This window comes from Pseudomonas sp. FDAARGOS_761 (assembly GCF_013343155.1).
In the GTDB taxonomy this organism is placed as follows: Bacteria; Pseudomonadota; Gammaproteobacteria; order Pseudomonadales; family Pseudomonadaceae; genus Pseudomonas; species Pseudomonas aeruginosa.
In genome coordinates, this window is record NZ_CP054572.1 from 1,569,739 (window position 1) to 1,593,391 (window position 23,653).

The following is a 23,653-nucleotide window of genomic DNA, read 5'->3' on the forward strand; positions in this document are numbered from 1 at the left end:
AAGACTGCAGTTATTGGCAAGGAGACGCCTCCATATGAACCGCACCCTTAAAAACATGACCCTTGCCAGTTGCCTTGCGCTGGCCCAGGGCTGTACTGCCCTGGGCACGTCCAACAGTTTTACCGTTACGGCGGACCTGCCACCTGAGTTCACTTACGAAGCCACGGCAACTTATGTGCCGGCCAACGGTGAAACCTGCACGGTGCCGGGGGGGAAGGATACCCAAATTGGCTACAACTCGGGGCGGGAAAAATATGAACGGGATTCGAAGATATTGTTACGCCGTACGGTCAGTGGCTGCCCCTTGGTACTGCAGAACATCTATTTTTATGTATACGGTTGGTATGGCAAGGACTGGGGGGATTTCGGGCGAGACTCAGCAATGATTGCCGTGCGCGAAAAGCTGGTCGAAGTGAAAAAGGGTACTTTTAATGCCGCCGGGGAAAGTGAGTTCTCCGGGCAGTGCCAGTTTCTATTCCGCACGGTAGGAAAATTGCGCCGTATCGTAAAAATCCTCGATTGCAAAAGGATGGATGAGACGGGCGTACGGCGCAAAGCGAAACCTTTCGTGGCTTACACCCTGGATCAACTGCCCGGCAAGACGGTGAAGTTGAGGATCAAGTTGGCTGATGAAGAGCGCCCCTATATGAAGGATACCTGGGTCAAGGTCCCTGGTGGGTGGAAGCGCTGTATGGGGAAAGGGTTTGAAGATCAATATGCATTCTGCTACGGAAACTACAAGGACTTCAGCACCTTCAGAATGCCGGATGGACGCAGTTGCACCCTCTATCCCGGTTGTACGGAAAACAAGGCGGTGACCCCATGACTCTTGGTCTGATGGAGGAATGGGAAAAGCCGTTCTTCGCTGAGCGTATCCATACCTGCCCACTGCGCTCGCGCTCCAGCAACTTTCAACCCGTGGACGAATAACGTCCAAGACTGCAGTTATTGGCAAGGAGACGCCTCCAGATGAACCGCACCCTTAAAAACATGACCCTTGCCAGTTGCCTTGCGCTGGCCCAGGGCTGCACTGCCTTGGGCAAGTCCAACAGTTTTACCGTTACGGCGGACCTGCCACCTGAGTTTACTTACGAAGCCACGGCGGCCTATGTCCCGGCCAAAGGTGAGACTTGCACAGTGCCGGGTAGGCGGGATACCAAAATTGGCTACAACTCGGGCCGGGAAAAGTACAAACGTGATTCGAAGATTTTGTTACGTCGCACGGTCAGCGGCTGCCCTCTGGTACTGCAGAGCATCGATTTCTATATCTATGGCTGGTACGGCAAGGCTAGGGGGGACTTCGGGCGTGACTCGGCCCTGATCGTCGTACGAGACAAGCTGGTCGAGGTGAAAAAGGGCACTTTCAATGCGGCCGGGGAAAGCGAGTTTGCCGGGCAATGCCAGTGGCTGTTTCGTACAGCCGGGAAGACCCGTGTTCTGAGAAAGCTCCTCGATTGCAAAAGGATGGATGAGACGGGTGTACGGCGCAAAGCGAAACCTTTCGTGGCTTACACCCTGGACCAACTGCCCGGCAAGACGGTGAGGTTGAGGATCAAGCTGGCTGACGAAGAGCTGCCAGCTATCGGCGACACGTGGGTCAAGGTACCTGGAGGGTGGAAACGCTGCTTGGGTGATAATTTTGAAGATCAATACGCATTTTGCTATGGAAACTATAAGGACTTCAGCTCCTTCAGAATGCCGGATGGACGCAACTGCACCCTCTATCCCGGCTGTACGGAAAACAAGGCGGTGACCCCATGACCCCTGGGCCGATGGAGGAGTGGGAAAAGCCGTTCTTCAGTGAACGTATCCATGCCTGCCCGCGTCGCACTCACTCGACCAGCTTTCAATTGGTGGATGAGCGGGGGGATGGCAGCCCCTATGCCGGTCTGGCCTATGAAGTCAGCGATTCTGAGGAAGTTGTCTACCTTGGTGTTCTGGACGAAACAGGGACAGGCCGAATCAATCGTCACTATTGCGGGCCGGTCGTTCTTAAGCTCGCTCAAGCCTATCAAGGGAGTGAGAAGAGCTACACGTTTTTACAAAAGAGGCCACATTACCCGCTCCCCATCACTGAACTGCAAGTGCGTGCCGAGAAGACCCGCTTTGTCAACCCTGACGGCGACCGCACCCGGTCCAACCCCGCCCAAGGCCAGGCCGATTCTTTCTGCCAGGTCGAAGTGAGCGAACTGGTGGAGCACCGGGCCCATCTTCCGCCCCTGGCGCCCCGGTTCTTTCCGCCTCGGCACCAGGTGCATGCGCTGATGCGCCGTCCCTCGGCCGCCATGGCGGAGTTGGGATTTGCTCCCAGGCCTCCCCGGGTTCGCGGTATCGCGCTGTTGCCGAACCGGCACCATGTGCTGGAGGTGCGCCCCTTGCGGGCGCTGAGTCCGCTCCTGTCCACGGGCGAAGCGTTCTGCTACCTCAACCTGTACCAGTTGGCGCTGATGTCGACCCTGAGCTATAGCCCGTTTGGCCAGGAACCCGATACGCAACCGGTGGAAACTGACAGCGTGAGCTTTCCGGCGCAACCCAGCGTCGGCAACTGGTTCGGCGATGCCCTGGCCAGGTCCGATGAGCTGTGGCAAGTGGACGCAACTCAGGCCGGCGGGAAGGCTTATTACCCCCTGTATGAAGATGTGGCCTACTCCAGGCGCCTGGAGGTCGTACCGTTCGACCCCGAACTTTACCCCGAAGTGAACAGCCCCGAGCTTGGGGTGGATCAGGAACATCCGGCCAGGCTCCACTACTTGGATGACTCGGATACAAGGGGTGGTACCGATACGCAAGCCTATATCACCCACAATGATGAGCTGATCCTGCTGGTGGTACGCGGCACCGCGAGTATGGCTGACGTTCTGCGCGATGTGGATGCTGCGCAGACGCCGTTCGAGGAAACCAGCGGCAAGGTACACAACGGCTTTTACGAGTCGGCCAAGGTGGCCTTCAATTTTTTTACAACCTACCTGGATAAGTTCTACAGCGGGCAGAAGCTGTTGATCACCGGTCACAGCCTTGGTGGCGCAGTTGCGCTGCTGATCGCCGAGATGTTGCGGCAAAGACCGGAGAAATATCAAATCGTGCTCTACACCTACGGCAGCCCGCGCGTAGGCGACAAGACCTTCGTGGAAAACGCCAGGCCTCTGGTGCATCACCGCATGGTCAACCAGAACGATCCGGTGCCCAGTGTCCCGGCGGCTTGGATGAAAACGTCCTGGCGCATGTCGGGGGCGGGCGTCCTGCTGATGCTCTTCAACCCCGCCATCGGAGGGGCGGTGGTGCTCCTGAGTCCCGTCAACATCGTCGGCGAGCCTTACACGCACCACGGCAAACTGCGTCATTTCATGCCCGTGTCGTTTGCCGATGGCCACAAGTCCGCGATCCTGTGGACGCCCGGCTGCGAAAGCATTACCGAGCGCGGCGGCGCGGCGGTTTGCGCCAAGGCACTGGCTGCAAGGAATGGCTTGCCGGAGCGAGGCGGGCTGCTGCGGCAGATGCTGGATAATGCCGATCACAAGATGGTCGCCAGCTACATTCCGCATTGCTGGGCTTCCTTGCGCCGTGCGCAAGAGGCCTTGGAGGAAGGCCGCACCGTGGTGACTCCGACCGAGTATGAGCGGGTCGGGGAAGCGCTGCAGGACTTCAAGGCGCAGTTGCGGGAAAAGGAGGCTGCGGCCTACGGTTCTGCCAGGGAACAACAGATAATGGGGCCATTGCGCGCTGAAATCGGCAGGTTGCAACAGACCGCTGTGCGACTGAAAGCATTGAGCGTCGAGCGTGTCAGCGAGGCCAAGGTCTACGGCCGGGTTGCCGAGCGGCCCGAGGCGCTGGCGGTGAGCCTGGAGCGCTGGCTGGCGCACTCGTTCAATCGCTCGCATGAACAACTCGCGATGGCCCCGCCGGATGCCGACAGCAATGAGCGCGCGATCGCTACCCTGGTAGGCGGCCATGCCCCTGGAGCGGTGTTCGATCTGGATATCGATACGCTTGGATAGAGCGGAGTCAAACAAACCCTATCGAGAGCTCTATCCATATCCGCCTCCCCTCGGCTTTTTGCCTGGGACCTGTTCCAAGCCACATGGGCAGGCGCGCGTTGTAGCGACGTTCGCGCAATACCGACACGTGCTGGCGACGCCCGTCTTTCAGGGCATCGGTTTGAAGCGCGGTGAAGAAGCGCAGCAGGCGTGGCTTGTGGGGCATCTCCAGGCCGAGGACCATCGGACAGGCTAGCCGCTCGGCCGCCATCTGCCGCTGGGAGAAATGGCTGGCTGGGCACGGCTTGCCGCGCGGGAGCGGCTCTGAGGCGATGGCGGATGCGCCGAGGCGCCGGGGCTGTTTTAATGGCGCTCTCTCCATGGCCAAGGAAACGGACACATGCGTAGCCCGCTTGCCACGATCGCCTGCGCCTGCCTGCTGCTCGGCGGCTGCTCCAAGTCCGCCGAGGACAGCGCCAACCCGTTGCTGGGCAAGGATGCCGAGTGCCTTGAACTGTTCGCCCGCAGCAATGCGCTGTACTGCGACATCCGCGAGGACGAACGCGAATCCCAGGCGAAGGGTACGCCGCGCCGGCACACCGACTACGAGGTAGCCGATGCCGCCTACCTGCTCAAGGCCACCGGGGAGCGCTGCGCGATCGATACGACCTATGTCACGGAGTGTTCGGCGAAGGCCGGGCAGTGGCTGCAGAAGGCCCGCGCCAAGGCGGCGAAGCCCTAGTCGCAGCGCCCGCGCTCAGCGCAGGCGCGTCGCCAGCTCCGCCAGTTCGCCGCGCAGCCAGAGGCTGCCGGCTTCGTCGTCGGCCTGGCGCGACCAGTAGAGATTCAGAGTCACCGCTGGCAGGGCCAGCGGCATCGGTAGCAGGCGGTTGCCCAGGCCGCGGTTGATCAGTTCGGCGTAGCCTCGGGTCAGGGTCAGCAGGTAGCCGCCCTGGGCCACCAGCAACGCCGCCGACAGATAGTGCTGGCAGCGCTGGCGCACCTGGCGGGTCAGGCCGAGGTGGCCGAGGGCCAGGTCTTCGATGCAGATGCCGCGTCGCCGCGAGGTCACCGCGACATGGTCCGCCGCCAGGTACTCCTCCGCACTCAGTTCGCCGGCGAAGCCCGGCCCGGCCATCACGCACAGGCTATCGTCGAGCAGGTGCTGGCGGCGCAGGGCGGCGTCGGTGGGCCGGGCGATCTCGATGGCGAGGTCGATGCGTCCGGCGCCCAGTTCCGCCTTCAGGTCCGCCCAGTGCAGGCTGTTGCAGCGTATCTCGATGCGCGGCGCGGCCTGGCGCAGGTGGTCGAGGATCGCCGGGAGCACCAGCGGCTCCAGTTGCTCCGGCATGTTCAACTGGAAGGTCCGCGCGTCGCGCCGAGGGTCGAATGTCTGGCAGCGATTCATGCTGCGGTGCAGGCCGGCGAGGGCGTCATGGATGCCCGGCGCCAGTCGCTCGGCCAGCGGCGTCGGCGCAACCCCGCGCCCCTGGCGGACGAACAGCGGGTCGCCGAGCTGGTCGCGCAGGCGCGCCAGGGCGTGGCTGACGGCCGACTGGCTGAGATGCAGGAGGCCCGCCGCGCGGGTCAGGTTGCGTTCTCGATAGACCACTTCGAAGACCCGGAACAGGTTCAGATCGAAACGGCTGAGGGGCGACCATTCATGTGGCTGATTCATGTTTGCGCGCGCCTGTCTGGGGAAGGCGCCAGCCTAGCAGGCATGCTCGCCGATAGAACCATGCATAGGCTTCATGGATGGCGATGAATAAGCCTCAGTTCTGCCGCTTCCTTCGGCTGCCTAAGATGCCTGCGACGATGACCAACGCGCCGCCGGGCCAGCTCCTTTCGCCGGCCGCCTGACCCGCTCCCCGGAGAACCTGCCGTGACCGCTCCCTTCAACGCCTTGCTGATCGCCAACCGCGGCGAGATCGCCATTCGCATCGCTCGCGCCTGCGCCGACCTGGGTATCCGCTCGGTGGCGGTGTTCGCCGAGGACGATGCCGCTTCCCTGCACGTGCGCAAGGCCGATGTCGCGCTGCCGCTGGCCGGCCGTGGCGTGGCGGCCTATCTCGACATGGATCGGCTGGTCGCGCTGGCCCTGGAGCAGGGCTGCGAGGCGATCCATCCGGGCTACGGTTTCCTCGCCGAGAACGGCGAATTCGCCCGGCGCTGCCAGCGCGCGGGCATCCACTTCGTCGGGCCGCAAGCGGAAGTGCTCGACCTGTTCGGCGACAAGGCTGCCGCGCGTGCCCTGGCCGAGCGCCTGGAGGTGCCGCTGGTGGCCGGGATCAACCGCGCGGTCAGCGTCGAAGAGGCCGAAGCGTTCCTGGAAGGGCTGGGCGATGGCGCCGCGGTGATGCTCAAGGCTCTTGCCGGCGGCGGCGGACGTGGCATGCGTGCAGTGGAGGAGGTCGCGCAACTGGCCGATGCCTACCGCCGCTGCCGTGCCGAGGCGCAGGCGGCGTTCGGCCGGGACGAGTTATACGTCGAGCAACGGGTGGCGCGGGCCCGGCACATCGAGGTACAGGTGCTCGGCGACGGCAGCGGTGCGGTCAGCCACCTCTGGGAGCGCGATTGCAGCCTGCAACGGCGCCAGCAGAAACTGCTGGAGATCGCGCCCAGCCCGGACCTGCCGGAGGCCACCCGCGAGGCGCTGATCGATTGCGCCCTGCGCATGGCCGGCGCGGTGCGCTATCGGGGGATCGGTACCTTCGAGTTCCTGGTCGACGAGGAGCGCCCCGGGCGCTTCTATTTCATGGAAGCCAATCCGCGCATCCAGGTGGAGCATACCGTCACCGAGGAAGTCACCGGGGTCGACCTGCTGCACGCCCAGTTGCGTCTCGCCGCCGGTATGGAGCTTGCCGCCCTCGGCCTGGAGCGACCGCCGGCGATCGGCGGCTGCGCGGTGCAACTGCGGATCAACCTGGAGACCCTGGCGGCCGACGGCAGCGCCCGTCCGGCGGTGGGCACTATCGGCGCCTACGAACCGCCCAGCGGTCCCGGCCTGCGGGTGGACGGCTACGGCTATGCCGGCTATCGGGTCAGCCCCAGCTACGATTCGCTGCTGGCCAAGCTGGTCGTGCGCGGTGCGGATTATCCCGCCGCGTTGCGCCGGGCCTACCGGGCGCTCTGCGAATTCTGCCTGGAGGGCGTGGCGAGCAACCTGGATCTGCTGCGCAACCTTCTGCTGCATCCGGCGGTACAGGCCAACCGGGTCGACACCCGCTTCGTCGAAAGCCACCTGGAGACACTGCTGGCGCCTATCCCGGCGAGCCATCCGCGGCTCCGCGCCGAGTGCCCGCTCGCCGAGGACGCAGCGCCTGCGCGGGTCGAGGCGCCACTCGGCAGCCTGCCGCTGCCTGCGCCGAGCAGCGGGGTGCTGGTGGCCCTGGAAGTGGCCGAGGGCGAACGGGTGCGTGCCGGCCAGCGGGTCGCGATCCTGGAAGCGATGAAGATGGAGTTCGAGGTCAAGGCACCCGGCGGCGGTATCGTCCGGCGGCTCGCGGCGAGCCTCGGGGAGCCTCTGGAGGAGGGCGCGACGCTGCTGTTCCTCGAACCGACGGAGGATGACGACGAGCAGGCACCGACCGAACAGGCGCTGGACCTGGCGCATATCCGCGCCGATCTCGCCGAGGTACTCGAGCGCCAGGCAGCGCTGGGCGACGAGCGTCGTCCGCAGGCGCTGGCCAGGCGGCGCAAGACCGGACAGCGTACCGCGCGGGAGAACGTGCTCGACCTGCTGGGCGAGGGCAGCTTCAGCGAATATGGCGGTTTCGCCCTGGCCGCCCAGCGTCGCCGGCGCTCCGCCGAGGAGTTGCTGGAGCTGAGCCCCGCCGATGGCCTGGTCGCCGGCACCGGTACGGTGGGGGCCGCCAGCTTCGGCGTGCAGGCCGCGCGTTGCCTGGTACTGGCCTACGACTACACGGTGTTCGCCGGCACCCAGGGGGTGATGAACCACAAGAAGACCGACCGCCTGCTCGGCCTGGCCGAACAGTGGCGCTTGCCGCTGGTGCTGTTCGCCGAGGGCGGCGGCGGGCGCCCGGGCGATACCGATTTCGTCGGCGTCGCCGGCCTCGATTGCCATACCTTCGTCGGCATGGCCCGGCTCTCCGGGCTGGTGCCGCTGGTGGGAGTGGTCTCCGGTCGCTGCTTCGCCGGCAATGCCGCGTTGCTGGGCTGCTGCGATGTGATCATCGCCACCCGCGACGCCACCATCGGCATGGCCGGCCCGGCGATGATCGAGGGCGGCGGCCTGGGCCGTTTCGCCGCCGAGGAGGTCGGTCCGACGGGCGTGCAGGGGCCCAACGGAGTGATCGACGTACTGGTGGCGGACGAGGCCGAAGCGGTCGCGGTGGCCAGGCGCTACCTCGGCTATTTCCAGGGCCCGCTGCCCGACTGGAGTTGCGCCGACCAGCGCGAGTTGCGCCACCTGGTACCGGAGAACCGCCTGCGTGCCTACGACATCCGCCAGGCGATCGAGGTCCTGGCCGACCGGGGCAGCGTGCTGGAACTGCGGCGCCAGTTCGCTCCCGGCCTGGTCACCGCGCTGCTGCGCATCGAGGGCCGGGCGTTCGGCCTGATCGCCAACAACCCTGGCCATCTCGGCGGCGCCATCGATGCCGCGGCCGGCGACAAGGCCGCGCGCTTCATGCAGTTGTGCGACGCCTTCGACATCCCGATCGTCTCGCTCTGCGACACCCCTGGCTTCATGGTCGGCCCGGAGGCGGAAAAACAGGCCACGGTGCGCCACGTCTCGCGGATGTTCGTCAGCGCCGCCAGCCTGACGGTGCCGTTCTTCACCGTGGTCCTGCGCAAGGGCTACGGACTGGGTGCCCAGGCCATGGCGGCGGGCAGCTTCCATTCGCCGCTGTTCACCGTCGCCTGGCCCAGCGGCGAGTTCGGCGCCATGGGCCTGGAAGGCGCGGTGCGGCTGGGCTTCGCCAAGGAGCTGGCGGCCGAGGAAGACCCCCAGCGGCGCGAGGCGCTGTTCCGCGGCATGGTGGACAAGGCCTACCGCAACGGCAAGGCGCTGAACATGGCCAGCTACCTGGAGATCGACGCGGTGATCGACCCGGCGGAGACCCGCGCCTGGCTCCTGCGCGGCCTGGCCGTCGCTGGAGAACCGGCGCCGAGGGCGGGGCGCAAGCGGCCGTTCGTGGATACCTGGTAGATGGTCGGCCCGCAGTGCCCTGGCGCCTCAGGACGACGGCGTCGCCTGAACCTGCGCGGCGACCGCCGCCTTGTCGATCACCGACCAGACGCCGGCGATGCGCTCGTCTTCGAATTCGTAGAAGACGTTCTCGGCGAAGCGTACCCGTTGGCCGTTGACCGGGATGCCGAACAGCCGGCCGCTGGGTGTGCAGTCGAAGTGCAGACGGCAGGCGACGCCCGGCGGATCGACGAGCAGGCGTTCGATCTCGAAGCGCAGGTCGGGGATTGCCAGGAAGTCGCCTTCGAGCATCCGCAGGTAGCCGTCGAGTCCGATCTGCACGTCGTTGTAGCGCACCCGGTCATGGACGAAGTCGCCCAGGCGCGCCCAGTCCTGGCGGTTCAGGCAGTCGATGTAGGCGCGATAGCGCTCGGCGAGTCGGTCACGGGTCATGCGGGTCTCCTTCGAGCTGTCCGGGCGGCATGAGCCAGACCCTAGCAAACCCGCGAGACGCCGTCAGTCGCTAGGCTTCAGCCCAGGCGCATGGACAGCTCGACATCCTCGGCGAAGGGCGTCGACAGGTAGCCGTTGGCCGGCGAGCGGACATGGGCCAGATACTCGGGACTATGCTCGGCGTTGTCGGCGATCACCAGCGCGCCGGGGCGCAGGCGGCTTTCCAGCAGGGCGAGGACCTCCGGGTAGAGCGCCTTGGCGCCGTCCAGCAGGACCAGGTCGATGCTGTCCGGCAGGTCCTTGGCGAGGGTTTGCAGGGCGTCGCCCTCGCGCAGTTCCACCAGGTCGAGCAGCCCCCCGGCGGCCAGGTTGCGCCGTGCCCGCTCGGCCTTGGAGGGTTCGAACTCGCTGCCGATCAGGCGGCCACCGCCGTTGTCCCGCAGCGCTGCGGCGAGGTGCAGGGTGGACAGACCGAAGGACGTGCCGAACTCGACGATGCTGCGCGCCGAGCTGCTGCGCGCCAGCATGTAGAGCAGGCTGCCGGTTTCGCGGGAGACGGGCAGGGCCAGGTCCTTCAGGCGACCGTAGAGCTCGCGGTATTCGGTCTTGCTGCCCATGAGGCGTTTCAGCTCGGCCTCCGAGAGGTCGGCGAGGGCGGGACTGTCGCCCGGTGCGCTGGCCTCGGCTTCGGCGAACAGGCGTTGCAGGAGATCGGCGAGCGGGGCGTTGGTGAGGGTATTCATGGATGGCTCCGGGAATGTTTGAGCGCGTAAGTGCGTGGACCTAGAATGCGACGGATTCATCGCATTCCGCCATTCGCATTCCGGAGCCTTCCATGAGCGACAAGCGAAACCCGCGTATTTCCTCGCGCAAGCAGCCGCAGCAGGCCCGTTCCAGCGAACTGGTGGCGAGCATCCTGGAGGCGGCTGTTCAGGTTCTGGCCAGCGAAGGCGCGCAACGTTTCACCACCGCGCGGGTGGCGGAGCGCGCCGGGGTGAGCATCGGTTCGCTGTACCAGTATTTCCCGAACAAGGCGGCGATCCTCTTCCGCCTGCAAAGCGACGAGTGGCGGCGCACCACGCGTCTGCTCGGCGAGATCCTCGAGGACACCGCCCGGCCGCCGCTGGAGCGCTTGCGCCGGCTGGTGCTGGCATTCGTGCGCTCGGAGTGCGAAGAGGCGGCGATACGCGTGGCGCTGAGCGACGCGGCGCCGCTGTATCGCGACGCCGACGAGGCGCGGGAGGTGAAGGCGGAGGGCGCGCGGGTGTTCCAGGCGTTTCTCCGGGAGGCCTTGCCGGAGGTCGCCGAGGCCGAGCGCGGCCTGGCCGGCGACTTGCTCACCACCACCCTCGGCGCGGTCGGCAAGCAGTTCTCCGAACAGCCACGCAGCGAGGCGGAGATCGAGCGTTACGCCGAGGCCCTGGCCGATATGCTCTGCGCCTATCTCGCCGCCCTTGGCGAGCGCTGAGGTGCCGTGTGGCCGGAGCAAAACCGTCGCTTGGCCCAGCGGTCCCAGGTATGCGGCTGGCGCGTTCGTAGGCTTGGCGGGGCAGGCGCGTATCGGCGGAAGCGACCGGCGCCTGCCGGTCGCGGGAGGGATCAGGCTTCGGCGATGCCGGTAACGACGATGCCGAAGCGGCGCAGCAGCAGTTCCGCCGGCTCGTCGCTTTCCAGCTTGCCGGTGCTGTAGTGGCCCGGCTTGAGGTTGGCCTCGGCCCATTCCAGCAGGTGCTCGGCGACCTCTTCGGGGCTCGGCTTGTGGGGGAACGGCAGGACTTGACGCTCGGTGGCTTCGTCCTTGCTGTAGGTGATTGCCCAATCGCTCATGGGTAGGCTCCTTGTTTTCGCTGAGTTGGCAGGCCGGCAGGGCCCGAAGGGTAGACCGGCGCGGTCGCGCAAGGGTTGCCCTGGCGCGATGGGCGGTCCCCGTCCGACTGTCGGCCGAGGGCGGAAAACACTTATGATTCAGCCACATGCTTTGTCTGGACCGGTCCCCGATGCTGTCTGCCGTACGGCGCTACAAGTCGATGCTCTCCAGCGCCCTGGCGCGTTGTTTCCCGCGTACCACCGCCTACCTGCAGGCCGAGCGCGAGGCCCGCGAAGCCTTGTTGCAGCCGGCCAAGGCCCGCTCCAGGAAGAACGCCGCGAAGGCTCCGGCCAAGGCCGCCGGCAAGCCTGCGAAAGGCGCCGTTCGGGGGACCCCGCGCAAGCCCGCTGCCGCCTCGCGGCGCGCGCCGCAGGGAATCTATCCGGCTGCCGCACTGAAGGTCGACGAATCCCAGGAGCGCGCCATGCGCGAGCAGGTGGCGCAGGCCGCGACGCTCGGCGTGGTCAGCCCGCCGTCCGAGGAACAGTGGGCGATGATCCTCTGCCGCCAGCCGCTGGCGCGGATCTTTGCCGGTGCCGGCTCGGGCAAGTCGACCACCCTGGTCCTGCGGGTGGTGTTCATGCTCTGCCACCTGGGCGTCGAGCCGCAGCGGCTGACGGTGATTTCCTTCACCAACGCCTCCTGCGCGCAGTTGCGCGAACAATTGCTGCGCGTGCTCGCCCATTGGCAATACCCGTTCGACGCGGCCCAGGCGCGGCAGTGCGTGCGCACTTTCCATTCGGCGCTCGGCAGCCTGGCCCGCGAGGTGCTCGGCAATCCGCGCTGGTTCGAACAACTGGACGACCGCGACCCCGCCGCCGAGCCGGACAACCCCCTTGCCGCCGGACGCCTGCGTCCGGCCCAGCAGCGCCTGCTGAAGCAGGCCTACCAGCAGTGCTACGCGGAAAGCCTGGCGTTCCGCGCCAAGACCCACAAGCTGCTGGAACTGCCGCCTCCGGCGGAGCCGGAAGAGGGCGCGCGGCGGCAGCCGAAGGCGCCGCTGGAGCCGTTCAAGCTGGCCGGCGAGTTCCAGGCGCTGCCGCTGTACGAAGCCTTCCATGCCCAGGCCGGGTTCGCCGAGAGCCTGGGCCTGTGCGTCGAACGCCTGGACAGCGGCAAGCTGGAATGCGGGCTGCGCGAGAAGATTTTCGTCGAAGCCATGGCACTGTTCTGGGCGAGGTTCCAGGCACTGTTGCGCGAGGAGGGCCTGATGACCTTCGACGCCGCGTTCCAGCAGCTCGGCGAGCGGATGGCCGGCGGGGCCCTGGCGGAAACGGCATTGGCGCCGTTCACCCATCTGCTGATCGACGAGTTCCAGGATGTCTCGCCGCAGATCGTCCTCTGGCTACAGGCGTTGCACCGTCGCCTGGCGACCCAGGGCACCGCGCCGAGCCTGATGGCCATCGGCGACGACTGGCAGTCAATCTACGGCTGGCGCGGCAGTTCGCCGGAGCTGTTCATCGACTTCGACCGGCACTTCCCCTCGCGTGGGCGGGGACGCAAGAGCGCGCTGCTGGTGCTGGAAACCAACTACCGCTCCGTCGAACCGATCATTCGCGACGGCGAGAAGGTGCTGGCCGGGGTGCGTTTCAAGCAGGACAAGACCTGCCGCGTGTTCCGCCCGATCCAGCCGGGCGACCATGGCGTGAAGCTGGTGCAGCGTTTCGACCTGCGTGCGCAACTGCCGAAGCTACTGGCGGAAATCCGCGCCCAGTGCGAGCACGCCGCCGCTCGCGAGAGCAGCGAGCGCACCGCGGTGCTGTTGTTGAGCCGGCGCAACGAGCCGTTGCAGGCGATCCAGGCGGAGTTGGATCGCGCGCTGCCGGTGAAGGGCATGACCATCCATCGCGCCAAGGGCCTCCAGGCCGAAGTGGCGATCGTCGTCGACGACTGCCTGCCGGGCGAGAAGCATCCGTTGCGCAACGCGCTGTACGCGGCATCGGGCTTCTTCCGCAACAGTTACGACCAGGCCATGGAGGACGAAAGCCTGCGCCTGGCCTACGTGGCGATCACCCGTGGCGTCAGCCGGGTGCTCTGGTACACGCGCAAGGCGCAGGGCGCCACGGCCCTGTTGGCCCGACGCTGAGGACGACCGTCTCGGCGGGCTACGCCTGGCGCTGCATCCAGGCGCTGAATGCGCGCAGGCGCTCGATGAACACCGCCGGGTCGGTGACCTGGCCGTCCAGCACGGCCTTGAAATATTCCAGGGCCGGCGCCTGTCCGGGGTGCCGCGCGCGAAACAGCGCCAGGTAATGCTCCAGGGTTTCCGGCCAGGCGCTTTCCGTCTCCCCGCGAAGGATGTCGCTGGAGCGGATCAGCTTCTTCGCCGCTTCCCGTTGCAGGCGGCGGCGCTCCTCCTCCGAGGACGCGCTTTCCAGGCGTCGCGCATAGTCTTCCAGCACCTGCGCATAGTCGCCGTTGAGGGCCAGGGCGATGGCTTTCGCCGGACGCAAGGGCGGCAGGGCGCTGGCCAGGTCTTCGCCCCACAGGCAGCGGCAGCGGTGCTTGAGCCAATAGCCCCAGCTATCGCGGTTGGCCGGATCGCGGGCCTGGTCCAGGTGGCCGATATCGAAATCGATCTTGCTGACTTCCGGGTGGCGCGCCTGCAATGCCAGGCGCGCGGTTTCCAGTTGCGCGGCCAGTTCGGGGCTGGGCGGGTCGCGCAGGACCAGGGTCAGGTCGAGGTCGGAGCGCCCCGCGTTGGCCTCGTCGCGGGCGACGCTGCCGTACAGGTAGACGCTGTGCAAGGCCCGCTCGAACGGAGGCCGGGCCAGGGTCCGGCGTAGGTCGTCGAGCAGGGGGCGAAAGGCCGCCTGCGGTTCGACGCGTGGCGGCAGGGGGATGAAGCCCTCGGGCATGTCCATGGCGACAGCCTAGCGACACGCCGCCCGCGCGTCGATCAGCCTGCGTTGCGGAACAGCAGCGCCTTGAGGCCCGCCGCGGGGTCGACATCGGGGAACTCCGGCGGATTCTCCAGGCGTTCGACGAAGTGCAGCGACGGCGCCTCGCGGGCGGTTTCCTCGAGGAGGAAGTCGGGGCCGATGGCCGGGTCGTTGATACAGGCCAGCAGGGTGCCGCCGGGCACCAGCAGTTCCGGCAGGCGGCGGAGGATCCTGCGGTAGTCCTGGGTCAGGACGAAGCTGCCCTTCTGGAAGCTCGGCGGATCGACGATCACCAGGTCGTACGGGCCGAGCTTGCGCAGCTTGCCCCAGGACTTGAACAGTTCGTGGCCGAGGAAGCTCACCCGGCCGAGGTCGTGGCCGTTCAGGCGGTGATTGTCGCGGCCGCGGTTGAGCGGGCCGCGGGCCATGTCCAGGTTGACCACCTGGCTGGCGCCGCCGGCAATGGCCGCCACCGAGAAGCCGCAGGTGTAGGCGAACAGGTTGAGCACGCGGCGGCCGGCGGCCTGCTCCTGCACCCAGCGGCGGCCCAGGCGCATGTCGAGGAATAGCCCGGTGTTCTGGTTGCGTCCCAGGTCGAGGCGGAAGCGCAGTCCGTTTTCCACGATGTCCCAGGTTTCCAGCGGCTCGCCCGACAGCCATTCGCAGGCGCTGTCTGGGCGGTAGCGGTGCTGCAGGACCAGGTGCCGGCCCTGGCTCGCAGCCCAGGCCGGCGCCGTGGTCAGTTGCCCCAGGGTCCGACGCAAGGCCTCCAGTTCCTCCGGCTGCGGCTCCTTGAACAGAGTCACCAGCAGGACGCCCTGCAGCCAGTCCGCGGTCAATTGTTCCAGGCCCGGCCAGCAGCGGCCGCGACCATGGAACAGACGGCGGGTCTCCGCCGGCGCCGGGGACAGCGCGGCGAGCAGGTGCTGGAGGAGGGTATCGAGGGCTTCGCGATTCATGACGGTTCGGCGTTGAAAAAGGGGCGGATTCTACCCGTTGCGTGACGGACAGTCCGCCCCTTCGCTTCAATCGGGCGTCGCGGGCGCAGGCGCGGCGCTGGCCGGGCCGCCATCCTGGATCATCAGCAGGCTCTGTGGCGAGGACAGCGCGATGCCTTCGCTGCGCAAGCGGTCGAGGATGGTGAAGAGCAGGTCGCTGCGCGCGCCGGCCACCGAACGCGGGCTGTTGACGAAGCCGCTGGCGTTGAGCACCAGGCCGTTGCTGGCGAGATCCTTGAACGTCACCGAGGGCGCCGGTGCGTCGAGGATCGCCGGGTGCTCGGCGAAGGCCTGCAAGAGCAGTTCGCGGACCTTCATCGCGTCGGTGTCCAGCGGCAGGGTCAGGTTCACCCCGACCACCCCGAGGGCATTGCCCATGGTCACGTTGCGCACGGTCTGGGAGATGAACTGCGAGTTCGGCACGATCACCGTGGAGCGGTCGCCCATCTGGATCTCGGTGGCGCGCACGTTGATCCGCCGGATATCGCCCTCGACCCCGCCCAGGCTGACCCAGTCGCCGACCTTCACCGGCCGCTCGGTCAGCAGGATCAGGCCGGAAATGAAGTTCTGCACGATGGCCTGCAGGCCGAAGCCGATGCCTACCGAGAGGGCGCTGACCACCCAGGTCAGGCTGGTCAGGTTGATGCGCAGGGTGGACATCACCAGCATCGCCAGGAGCACGAAGCCGAGGTAGCCGACCAGGGTCACCAGCGAGGCGCGCATGCCGGCGTCCATGTTGGTTTCCGGCAGCAACCGCTCGCTCAGCCAGCGCTTGACGATGCGCAGGGCGAACAGGCCGCCGACGAACAGCAGCAGGGCGACCAGGATGTCCTGCGGGACGATGTTCAGGTTGCCCAGGGTCTTGCTGCTTTCGCCCAGTTGGGCGAAGCCCTGCAGCAGTTCGCTGGGGCTCGAGCCGACCGGAAGGAAGGCCAGCAGCAGCGCGGTGAGCAGCAGCAGGGTGCGGCCGACCCCGGCCAGCACCGTGCTGGCCTGGGCCTGGTGGCGCGGCGACAGGCCGAGCGCATTGGCCAGCGCCAGGCCGCTGGGGTGCTTGGGCGAGAGCAGGGTTTCGCAGATGTCGCCGAAGAAAGCGATCAGCAGGTAGGTGGTGGCCGCGATCACGCTGATCCACAGCAGCTTGCCGGTGAGGAAGTAGGCCAGCGACAGGTAGCCGGTGAACAGGGCGAGGAGGATCGCCGCGATCCATACCGAGGCGACGAAGGGGATCAGCCCGGCGATCCCGCCTGGCCGCTCCAGGTCGTGCTTGCGCCGCACATGGTGGTAGCGCAGCAGGGCGGCGGCGAAGATCAGCGCGGTGACCAGCGCGGTCAGGCCGTTGAGGGCGACGGTCAGGGCCAGGCTGGTGCCGGTGACGCTGTTGATCCGTTCCTCGGTGGCCACCAGCATCAGCGCCACTGCGAGGATCGCCGGGAACGGGCCGAGGGCGCTGGCGATCCTGTCCGGGATCGCCGGCAGCCGCCAGGATGGTCGCGGCAGCATCAGCAGGGCGCGGCCGAGGCCGGCGATGAAGGCGCAGAAGGTCGCCAGGCTCACCAGTTGATCGGTCAGGCTGGCCATGTCGGGGCTCAGGCTGGCGTTGCTTTCCAGGCCCCAGCGCATCAGCGACACCGCGCCGACGATGGTCAGGATGGTCGCCAGCCCGACCGCCAGGGCCAGGGCGCTGCGCCGCAGGCGGCCTTCCGGCAGCCAGCGGATCATCGCCCAGGTAAGCATGCGCTCCAGCAGGCGGCGGCCGAAGCTCCAGACCAGCACGGTGGCCAGCAGGGTTCCGGCGAAGGCCCAGCGGTGTCCGGGCGCGATGGCGCTGTCGAAGGCGACCAGGGCCTCCGCCTTCAGCTTGTCCAGCCGGCGCAGGTCGTCGTCGGTGGGACGGATCAGGGTCGACCAGAAGCTCGGGCTGAACGGTGTCGCCGCGCGGCTGCTGATCTGCGAGTTGAACAGGCTGCGGCGCAGGTTGACGATCTGTGCCGCCAGGTCGCGGGACGACTGGCCGAGCTGGGTGGCCTGGCGTTCGTCGTCGAGCAGGGCGTTCTTCTGCCGGGTCAGGGCCTGGCGCTGGGCGGCGAGGCTTTCCGCCTCGTCGGGCTGCGGCGGGCCGATCACTTTCAACTGATCGTCGAGCCGCTCGATGTCGGCCACCCGCAGCGCGAGCAGGGCGTCGGCCTGGCGCTGGACTTGCAGCGCGCTCTGGCGCAACTCGGCGAGGAGGTCGTCGCTGGCGTCGGCGGTGACGCGCTGGCGGATCAGGTCGAGTTGCGCGTTGAGCTGGTCGAGGCTGGCGTCCTCGGCCAGGGCGGCCGGCGCTTCCAGGTCGACGGCCGCCTGCGGAGCCGGCCTGGCGGCCCAGGCCTCGCTGCCCAGGCTCAGGAGCAGGCCCAGGGCCATGGCGAACTGGCAGAGCAACATATGCAGGCTGGCGCGCCTCATCGAATCCCCCTTTCGATCCTGACTGGCTCAAGCAGTATGGACCGGTGCGGGCGCCGAGTAATTCCCCGCGTCGATAATCGCCAGGCGGCGCTAAAGGGACATGTATTCTGGCCATATCGATCCCTTTTTGGCCGCCGCCGCCGTTTTGCCGCGACCGCGCGCTGGGCAGAATCCCTCCACCAAGAACAAGAAACCTGCGAGGTCTCTCCATGCTGAGCGTCTACAGCGACGATCATCGTCTGCACTTCGGCCAGTCGGAACTGGTCGACGGCAAGCTGCAACCCTGTTTCGAAATGCCCAGCCGGGCCGACACCGTGCTGGCCCGGGTGAAGTCGCAGAACCTTGGCGAGGTGATCGCGCCGAAGGATTTCGGCCGCGAGCCGCTGCTGCGCATCCACGACGCCGCCTACCTGGACTTCCTCCAGGGCGCCTGGGCCCGCTGGACCGCCGAAGGCCACAGCGGCGACCTGGTGTCCACCACCTTCCCCGGCCGCCGCCTGCGCCGCGACGGGCCGATCCCCACGGCGCTGATGGGCGAGCTGGGCTACTACAGCTTCGACACCGAGGCGCCGATCACCGCCGGCACCTGGCAGGCCATCTACAGCTCCGCCCAGGTCGCGCTGACCGCCCAGGAGCATATGCGCCAGGGCGCCCGCAGCGCCTTCGCTCTCTGCCGTCCGCCGGGCCATCACGCCGGTGGCGACTTCATGGGCGGCTACTGCTTCCTCAACAATGCCGCCATCGCCACCCAGGCGTTCCTCGACCAGGGCGCCCGGCGCGTGGCGATCCTCGATGTCGACTATCACCATGGCAACGGCACCCAGGATATCTTCTACCGCCGCGACGACGTGCTGTTCGCCTCGATCCATGGCGATCCGCGGGTCGAATACCCGTACTTCCTCGGCTACGCCGACGAGCGCGGCGAAGGCGCCGGCGAGGGCTGCAACCACAACTATCCGCTGGCCCATGGCAGCGGCTGGGACCTCTGGTCGGCGGCGCTCGACGACGCCTGCGTGCGGATCGCCGGCTACGCCCCGGATGCTCTGGTGATTTCCCTTGGCGTGGACACCTACAAGGAAGACCCGATCTCCCAGTTCAAGCTGGATTCGCCGGACTACCTGCGGATGGGCGAGCGCATCGCCCGGCTGGGCCTGCCGACCCTGTTCATCATGGAAGGCGGCTATGCGGTGGAAGCCATCGGCATCAACGCGGTCAACGTGCTGCAGGGCTACGAAGGCGCGGCCCGCTGAGGAGCGAAGCATGCAATCGACTCGCAAGCTGCTGGCCGGCCTCGCGCTGGCCGTTTCCGCCGGGCTGGTCCAGGCCGCGCCGGAAGTACGGATCTACAACTGGTTCGACTACATCGCCCCGGACACCCTGAAGAACTTCCAGGCGCAGACCGGCATCGCGCCGAAGTACGACGTCTACGACAGCAACGAGGTGCTCGAGGCCAAGCTGCTGTCCGGGCATTCCGGCTACGACCTGGTGGTGCCCAGCGACAGCTTCCTGCCCAACTACCTGAAGGCCGAGGTGTTCCAGCCGCTGGACAAGAGCAAGCTGCCGAACTGGAAGAACCTCAACCCGGCCCTGCTCAAGGTGCTTGCCGGCAAGGACCCCGGCAACCGCTACGTGATGCCCTACATGTGGGGCACCAACGGCATCGCCTACAACCTCGACAAGGTCCGCGCGGTGCTCGGCGACGATGCGCCGCTGGACTCCTGGGACCTGGTGTTCAAGCCGGAGAACCTGGCGAAGCTGCAACAGTGCGGCGTGGCCTTCCTCGACTCGCCCACCGAGGTGATCCCCGAGGTGCTGCACTATCTCGGCCTGTCGCCCAACAGCCACCAGCCGGAAGACTACCGCCGAGCCGAGGAGCACCTGGCGAAGCTGCGCCCGTACATCACCTACTTCAGTTCCTCGAAGTTCGTCAGCGACCTGGCCAACGGCAACGTCTGCGTGGCCATCGCCTGGTCCGGCGGAGCGATGCAGGCGGCCAACCGGGCCAGGGAAGCGAAGAACGGCATACGCATCGAGTACCGCATTCCGAAGGAGGGCGCCGCGGCCTGGTTCGACGTGCTGGCGATTCCGCGCGACGCGAAGAACGTCGAGCAGGCGCACGCCTTCCTCAATTACCTGCTGCGCCCGGAGGTGGTGGCGCCGATCTCCGACTACGTGGCCTACGCCAACCCGAACAAGGCGGCGGACGGTTTGATCTCGGCGGAGTTGCGCGACAATCCGAACGTCTACCCGCCGGAAGAAGTGCAGGCCAGGCTGTATTCGGTGGAGATGCTGCCGCCGAAGCTGGAGCGGCTGCGCACGCGGACCTGGAGCAGGATCAAGACCGGCAAGTGAGCGGCCGCGGCCAGATGGCGGGTTCGCAGGACGGATAGCGTCCCCCAGGCCAGGCAAGCAGGCCGGAACCGCCGCCCACGACCCGCTGGAGGTCGCTTCCAGGCTTCGACCGGGCGCGCCGGCTTGTCCATAATGGCGCTGCCCGACGGTCGCCGCTGGCGGCCGCTTCCTTCCATGCCTGCCTGTGAGTCCGCCATGCGTAAGTCCGCCGATGCCTTCGCCTTCCAGACGATGCTGTTGCTCTGCGTGATCTGGGGCATCCAGCAGGTGACCATCAAGTGGGCGGCGACGGACATCGCGCCGGTGATGCAGGCGGCCATCCGTTCCGGCATCGCCGCCGCCCTGGTCGGCCTGCTGATGTGCTGGCGCGGCGGCTGGGAGGGCTTGCGCCAGGGCACCCTGGGCGCCGGCCTGCTGACCGGCACGCTGTTCGCCCTGGAGTTCCTGTTCATCGCCCTCGGCCTGCAATACACCACGGCTTCGCACATGTCGGTGTTCCTCTATACCGCGCCGATCTTCTCTGCCCTCGGGCTGCACTTCCTGCTTCCCAGCGAACGCCTGCGGCCCTTGCAGTGGCTGGGCGTGGCGGTGTGCTTCGGCGGCATAGCGGTGGCCTTCGGCGGAGGCCTGTCGTGGGCGGAAATGGATGGGCGGATGCTGCTCGGCGACGCTTTCGGCCTGCTCGCCGGGATGTCCTGGGGCGCGACCACGGTGGCAGTGCGCGGCACCCGGCTGTCCGAGGCACCGCCAAGCCTGACGCTGTTCTACCAATTGTTCGTGGCATGCGCCGGGCTATTGCTGATCGCTCTTTTCAGCGGCCAGTTCGGCGAGGTCCGCTGGACCCCGGTGAGCACCGCCAGCGTGCTGTTCCAGGGCGTGGTGGTGTCGTTCGCCAGCTACTTCTGCTGGTTCTGGCTGCTGCGTCGCTACCTGGCGAACAACCTGGCGATCTTCTCCTTCATGACCCCCCTGTTCGGCGTCACCTTCGGCGTATTGCTGCTGGGCGAGCCGCTCAGCCTGAACTTCGTCGCCGGCGCGGCGCTGGTCCTCGCCGGCATCACCCTGGTCAGCGGCGAGCAGTGGCTGCGACGCCTGCTGCGACGCTGAGCGAGTGCGACCGGCGCAACAGCAGGCCGGCGAAGACCAGGCCGAGCCCGGCGAGCGCCAGCGCCGGTTGCAGGCCGCCGGCGAAATGCGTGCTGAGCGCCGCCAGCAGCGGGCCGAGCAACTGGCCGAGGGCGAAACCGGTGGTCAGTTGGCCGGCGTTGCGCTGCGGCGTATGTGGCGCCAGTTCGCGGGCGTATTGCATCACCAGTTGCATGCCGGCGAGGAACGGCAGGCCGGTCAGCACTACCCCCAGGGCCAGTCCGCCGATCCCCGGCAGCAGGCAGGCGAGCACGCCGAGGGCCTGTAGCCAGAGCGCGCCGACCAGCCAGCGGCGGGTGCCGTCCGGGCGCTGCCGGCGCAGGCTGATCAGCACTACCCCGGTGGCCGAGGCCAGGCCGAAGCAGGGCCAGAACAGATCGGCCTGCCATTGCCCGTGGAAACGCGCCGCGGCCATCTGCGAGAGAAAGGTGGCCGGGATGATGTAGCCGAGGCCGACCAGTCCGTAGGCCCAGGTCAGGCGGCCGAGGCCGGCGTTCTCGCTTGCCGTTGCAGGCGCGTCGTGGCCGGCGCTGCGTGCGGCCGGGCGCGGCAGCAGCGGCAGGAGCATGAGGATCAGGACCAGCGCGAGGTCGGCGAAGAGCTTCCAGATGAACACCGAGTCCTGGCCCAGGGCGTTGCCCAATGCCGCCAGCAGGCCGGTGACCATCACCCCGATGCCGGGGCCGGCGAACACCAGCGCGCCCAGCCGGGCCCGGCCGCTTTCCGCGGCGAGGCGCTGGCTGAGGGCGGTGACCATGATCAGGACCCAGGCGCTGGCTACGCCAAGACCGAAGCGCAGCAGCGCGTGCGGCCAGAAGCCCTCGGCCCAGACCGAGGCCAGGGTCAGGCCGAAGCAGGCCCATAGCCCGACCAGCAGGCGCAAGCGCGCCTGCCGCGCTTCGCGGGCGAACAGCGCGTCCAGCGCGCCGACCAGGTAGCCGAGGTAGTTGGCGGCGGCCAGCAGGCCGGCGCCGGTCAGGTCGAGCTGGCCTTCGCGGATCAGGTGCGGCAGTTGCGGGGTCAGGGAGAAGCGCCCGACCCCCATGGCGACCACCAGCGCCAGCAGGCAGGCGAGCAGGCCGACCAGCGGCGAACGAAGAAAATCACGGGACATGTGCGGATTCCTGCCGGGGGATGAATGGCAGCAGGTTAGGCCTTGCGGCAATTCTGTAAAAATGAATAATCGTGAATTACTTGTTCTGTTTTGGAGAATTAACCGTGGAGTTCGGCCAGTTGAGGATCTTCCAGGCGGTCGCCGAGGAAGGCTCCATCGCCCGCGCCGCCGAGCGCCTGCACCGGGTGCCGTCGAACCTGTCGACGCGCCTGCGGCAACTGGAGGAACAGCTTGGCGTCGACCTGTTCCTCCGCGAACGCCAGCGCCTGCAACTGTCGCCGGCCGGCAAGGTCCTGCTGGACTACGCCGCGCGGCTGTTCGCCCTGCAGGAGGAGGCGCGCGCGGCGGTGCAGGGGGGCGAACCGGTGGGCGATTTCGCCCTCGGCTCGATGTACAGCACCGCGGCGATCCATCTGCCGCCGCGCCTGGCGGAATACCACCGGCGCTATCCGGCGGTGAACCTGCAATTGCAGACCGCGCCCAGCGGCGAGCTGGTCGAGTCGCTGCTGGGCGGGCGCCTGGATGCCGTGCTGGTGGACGGCCCGCTGGACTTCGACGGCCTGGAGGGCCTGCCGATGTTCGAGGAGCGCATGGTGCTGGTCACCGAGAATGGCCACCCGCCGGTGCGCGGTCCCGAGGACGTGGCCGGCAGCGCGGTGATCGCCTTCCGCCCGCGCTGCTCCTATCGCCTGCTGCTGGAGTCCTGGTTCGCCAGCGCGCGGGTGAGCATGGGCCGGGTGATGGAGATCGAGTCCTACCACAGCATGCTGGCCTGCGTGGTGGCCGGCGGCGGGGTGGCGCTGATGCCGGTGTCGATGCTGCAAAGCCTGCCGGGGCGGGAGTCGGTGGCGGTGCATGCGCTGGCCGAACCGTTCGCCCGGGCGAGTACCTGGCTGGTCTGGCGCAAGGGCATGGTCGGCGCCAACCTGAAGGCCTGGATCGGTCTTCTGCAAGGGCGGGAATCGGCGTTGGCTTGATTCAGGTCAGGGTCCGGGGCCGGTTTCCCGCAGTAAAGTTGTTTCCAAGGACGGAGTGGAACGTGCGGAGAGTGGGACGCCGGTCTACTCTTTCCTAGGGCGACCTGACTTGTCAGGTCGCCCGATTCTCCTTCCCTTGGACAAGGGGCCTGTCATGAAACTCTGGCTGCAAAACCTGGCGTGGCAACTCGGTGTCGCCCTTGGCCTGATCGAGCCCCCGCGCATGCAACCCATCCCGGTGGAAAACGACGAGCAACGCCGGCGCCTCGCCGCGCGGCAACGTCGCTGAG

At 67.2% G+C, this 23,653-nt stretch carries 20 protein-coding genes; 12 read left to right on the top strand and 8 right to left on the bottom strand.

Translation table 11 applies throughout. From position 1 onward, the window contains the following. Positions 1-34: 34 nt before the first annotated feature. The 4 genes from FOC67_RS07500 (at position 35) to FOC67_RS07515 (ending at position 4,716) form a co-directional block, all read left to right on the top strand. Complete coding sequence (locus FOC67_RS07500; RefSeq protein WP_009314822.1) at positions 35-826, top strand: hypothetical protein; 792 nt, start codon at positions 35-37, stop codon at positions 824-826. A 143-nt stretch (positions 827-969) separates the two neighbouring features. Continuing rightward, positions 970-1,761: a hypothetical protein gene (locus tag FOC67_RS07505; RefSeq protein WP_009314820.1), complete on the top strand. Its 792-nt coding sequence runs from the start codon at positions 970-972 to the stop codon at positions 1,759-1,761. Further along, positions 1,758-3,995: a lipase gene (locus FOC67_RS07510; protein ID WP_009314819.1), complete on the top strand. Its 2,238-nt coding sequence runs from the start codon at positions 1,758-1,760 to the stop codon at positions 3,993-3,995. The genes FOC67_RS07505 and FOC67_RS07510 overlap by 4 nt, the downstream gene beginning before the upstream one ends. A gap of 379 nt (positions 3,996-4,374) precedes the next feature. Next, positions 4,375-4,716 carry a hypothetical protein gene (locus FOC67_RS07515; RefSeq protein WP_003086981.1) on the top strand — a complete coding sequence of 114 codons (342 nt, stop codon included), beginning with the start codon at positions 4,375-4,377 and terminating at the stop codon, positions 4,714-4,716. A 15-nt stretch (positions 4,717-4,731) separates the two neighbouring features. Here FOC67_RS07515 and FOC67_RS07520 read toward each other — a convergent pair whose 3' ends face one another. Then, positions 4,732-5,652, bottom strand: a complete 921-nt coding sequence (locus tag FOC67_RS07520) for a LysR family transcriptional regulator (RefSeq protein ID WP_003122963.1) — start codon at positions 5,650-5,652, stop codon at positions 4,732-4,734. A gap of 204 nt (positions 5,653-5,856) precedes the next feature. Here FOC67_RS07520 and FOC67_RS07525 point away from each other — a divergent pair, with 204 nt between their 5' ends. Continuing rightward, entirely contained in the window at positions 5,857-9,144 is a 3,288-nt protein-coding gene (locus FOC67_RS07525) for a carboxyl transferase domain-containing protein (RefSeq protein ID WP_009314817.1), read from the top strand. Between the two features lie 27 nt (positions 9,145-9,171). Here FOC67_RS07525 and FOC67_RS07530 read toward each other — a convergent pair whose 3' ends face one another. Both FOC67_RS07530 and FOC67_RS07535 read right to left on the bottom strand, forming a co-directional pair. After that, positions 9,172-9,576, bottom strand: coding sequence for an ester cyclase (locus tag FOC67_RS07530; RefSeq protein ID WP_003086989.1), 405 nt, complete (start codon positions 9,574-9,576; stop codon positions 9,172-9,174). Between the two features lie 77 nt (positions 9,577-9,653). After that, complete coding sequence (locus FOC67_RS07535; protein ID WP_009314816.1) at positions 9,654-10,319, bottom strand: O-methyltransferase; 666 nt, start codon at positions 10,317-10,319, stop codon at positions 9,654-9,656. A gap of 92 nt (positions 10,320-10,411) precedes the next feature. Between FOC67_RS07535 and FOC67_RS07540 the strand changes: the two genes are divergently transcribed. Next, positions 10,412-11,044: a TetR family transcriptional regulator gene (locus FOC67_RS07540; protein WP_009314815.1), complete on the top strand. Its 633-nt coding sequence runs from the start codon at positions 10,412-10,414 to the stop codon at positions 11,042-11,044. Positions 11,045-11,175: 131 nt separating this feature from the next. Here the strand turns inward: FOC67_RS07540 and FOC67_RS07545 are convergent, their stop codons facing one another. Beyond that, positions 11,176-11,403 carry a hypothetical protein gene (locus tag FOC67_RS07545; RefSeq protein ID WP_003082927.1) on the bottom strand — a complete coding sequence of 76 codons (228 nt, stop codon included), beginning with the start codon at positions 11,401-11,403 and terminating at the stop codon, positions 11,176-11,178. Positions 11,404-11,936: 533 nt separating this feature from the next. Here FOC67_RS07545 and FOC67_RS07550 point away from each other — a divergent pair. Continuing rightward, complete coding sequence (locus FOC67_RS07550; protein WP_083842317.1) at positions 11,937-13,529, top strand: DEAD/DEAH box helicase; 1,593 nt, start codon at positions 11,937-11,939, stop codon at positions 13,527-13,529. Between the two features lie 19 nt (positions 13,530-13,548). Here FOC67_RS07550 and FOC67_RS07555 read toward each other — a convergent pair whose 3' ends face one another. The 3 genes from FOC67_RS07555 to FOC67_RS07565 form a co-directional block, all read right to left on the bottom strand. Further along, positions 13,549-14,307, bottom strand: a complete 759-nt coding sequence (locus FOC67_RS07555) for a nucleotidyltransferase domain-containing protein (protein ID WP_009314813.1) — start codon at positions 14,305-14,307, stop codon at positions 13,549-13,551. A gap of 35 nt (positions 14,308-14,342) precedes the next feature. Then, positions 14,343-15,284 carry a class I SAM-dependent methyltransferase gene (locus FOC67_RS07560; RefSeq protein ID WP_003086994.1) on the bottom strand — a complete coding sequence of 314 codons (942 nt, stop codon included), beginning with the start codon at positions 15,282-15,284 and terminating at the stop codon, positions 14,343-14,345. A gap of 66 nt (positions 15,285-15,350) precedes the next feature. Then, a complete protein-coding gene (locus FOC67_RS07565) occupies positions 15,351-17,774 on the bottom strand; it encodes a DUF3772 domain-containing protein (RefSeq protein WP_003124946.1) in 2,424 nt (807 codons plus the stop codon). A 209-nt stretch (positions 17,775-17,983) separates the two neighbouring features. Between FOC67_RS07565 and aphA the strand changes: the two genes are divergently transcribed. The 3 genes from aphA (at position 17,984) to FOC67_RS07580 (ending at position 21,233) form a co-directional block, all read left to right on the top strand. Then, entirely contained in the window at positions 17,984-19,024 is a 1,041-nt protein-coding gene (gene aphA / locus FOC67_RS07570; protein WP_003082940.1) for an acetylpolyamine amidohydrolase AphA, read from the top strand. Between the two features lie 10 nt (positions 19,025-19,034). Then, positions 19,035-20,126, top strand: a complete 1,092-nt coding sequence (locus tag FOC67_RS07575) for an extracellular solute-binding protein (protein WP_003140299.1) — start codon at positions 19,035-19,037, stop codon at positions 20,124-20,126. A gap of 195 nt (positions 20,127-20,321) precedes the next feature. Then, positions 20,322-21,233: a DMT family transporter gene (locus FOC67_RS07580; RefSeq protein ID WP_003082945.1), complete on the top strand. Its 912-nt coding sequence runs from the start codon at positions 20,322-20,324 to the stop codon at positions 21,231-21,233. Here FOC67_RS07580 and FOC67_RS07585 read toward each other — a convergent pair. After that, positions 21,193-22,386, bottom strand: a complete 1,194-nt coding sequence (locus FOC67_RS07585) for an MFS transporter (protein ID WP_003133268.1) — start codon at positions 22,384-22,386, stop codon at positions 21,193-21,195. The genes FOC67_RS07580 and FOC67_RS07585 overlap by 41 nt on opposite strands. Positions 22,387-22,490: 104 nt before the next feature. Between FOC67_RS07585 and FOC67_RS07590 the strand changes: the two genes are divergently transcribed. Together FOC67_RS07590 and FOC67_RS29705 are read left to right on the top strand one after the other, a co-directional pair. Further along, positions 22,491-23,363, top strand: a complete 873-nt coding sequence (locus FOC67_RS07590; protein ID WP_003087005.1) for a LysR family transcriptional regulator — start codon at positions 22,491-22,493, stop codon at positions 23,361-23,363. 154 nt (positions 23,364-23,517) lie between these two features. Next, complete coding sequence (locus FOC67_RS29705) at positions 23,518-23,652, top strand: PA1414 family protein (RefSeq protein WP_003087006.1); 135 nt, start codon at positions 23,518-23,520, stop codon at positions 23,650-23,652. Position 23,653: the final 1 nt, after the last annotated feature.

Coding starts and splice junctions, on each gene's coding strand:
- FOC67_RS07540 (WP_009314815.1), top strand. CDS start 10,412: ATGAGCGACAAGCGAAACCCGCGTATTTCCTCGCGCAAGCAGCCGCAG.
- FOC67_RS07520 (WP_003122963.1), bottom strand. CDS start 5,652: ATGAATCAGCCACATGAATGGTCGCCCCTCAGCCGTTTCGATCTGAAC.
- FOC67_RS07545 (WP_003082927.1), bottom strand. CDS start 11,403: ATGAGCGATTGGGCAATCACCTACAGCAAGGACGAAGCCACCGAGCGT.
- FOC67_RS07585 (WP_003133268.1), bottom strand. CDS start 22,386: ATGTCCCGTGATTTTCTTCGTTCGCCGCTGGTCGGCCTGCTCGCCTGC.
- FOC67_RS07510 (WP_009314819.1), top strand. CDS start 1,758: ATGACCCCTGGGCCGATGGAGGAGTGGGAAAAGCCGTTCTTCAGTGAA.
- FOC67_RS07555 (WP_009314813.1), bottom strand. CDS start 14,307: ATGGACATGCCCGAGGGCTTCATCCCCCTGCCGCCACGCGTCGAACCG.
- FOC67_RS07530 (WP_003086989.1), bottom strand. CDS start 9,576: ATGACCCGTGACCGACTCGCCGAGCGCTATCGCGCCTACATCGACTGC.
- FOC67_RS07500 (WP_009314822.1), top strand. CDS start 35: ATGAACCGCACCCTTAAAAACATGACCCTTGCCAGTTGCCTTGCGCTG.
- FOC67_RS07565 (WP_003124946.1), bottom strand. CDS start 17,774: ATGAGGCGCGCCAGCCTGCATATGTTGCTCTGCCAGTTCGCCATGGCC.
- FOC67_RS07580 (WP_003082945.1), top strand. CDS start 20,322: ATGCGTAAGTCCGCCGATGCCTTCGCCTTCCAGACGATGCTGTTGCTC.
- FOC67_RS29705 (WP_003087006.1), top strand. CDS start 23,518: ATGAAACTCTGGCTGCAAAACCTGGCGTGGCAACTCGGTGTCGCCCTT.
- aphA (WP_003082940.1), top strand. CDS start 17,984: ATGCTGAGCGTCTACAGCGACGATCATCGTCTGCACTTCGGCCAGTCG.
- FOC67_RS07535 (WP_009314816.1), bottom strand. CDS start 10,319: ATGAATACCCTCACCAACGCCCCGCTCGCCGATCTCCTGCAACGCCTG.
- FOC67_RS07515 (WP_003086981.1), top strand. CDS start 4,375: ATGCGTAGCCCGCTTGCCACGATCGCCTGCGCCTGCCTGCTGCTCGGC.
- FOC67_RS07575 (WP_003140299.1), top strand. CDS start 19,035: ATGCAATCGACTCGCAAGCTGCTGGCCGGCCTCGCGCTGGCCGTTTCC.
- FOC67_RS07505 (WP_009314820.1), top strand. CDS start 970: ATGAACCGCACCCTTAAAAACATGACCCTTGCCAGTTGCCTTGCGCTG.
- FOC67_RS07560 (WP_003086994.1), bottom strand. CDS start 15,284: ATGAATCGCGAAGCCCTCGATACCCTCCTCCAGCACCTGCTCGCCGCG.
- FOC67_RS07550 (WP_083842317.1), top strand. CDS start 11,937: ATGATCCTCTGCCGCCAGCCGCTGGCGCGGATCTTTGCCGGTGCCGGC.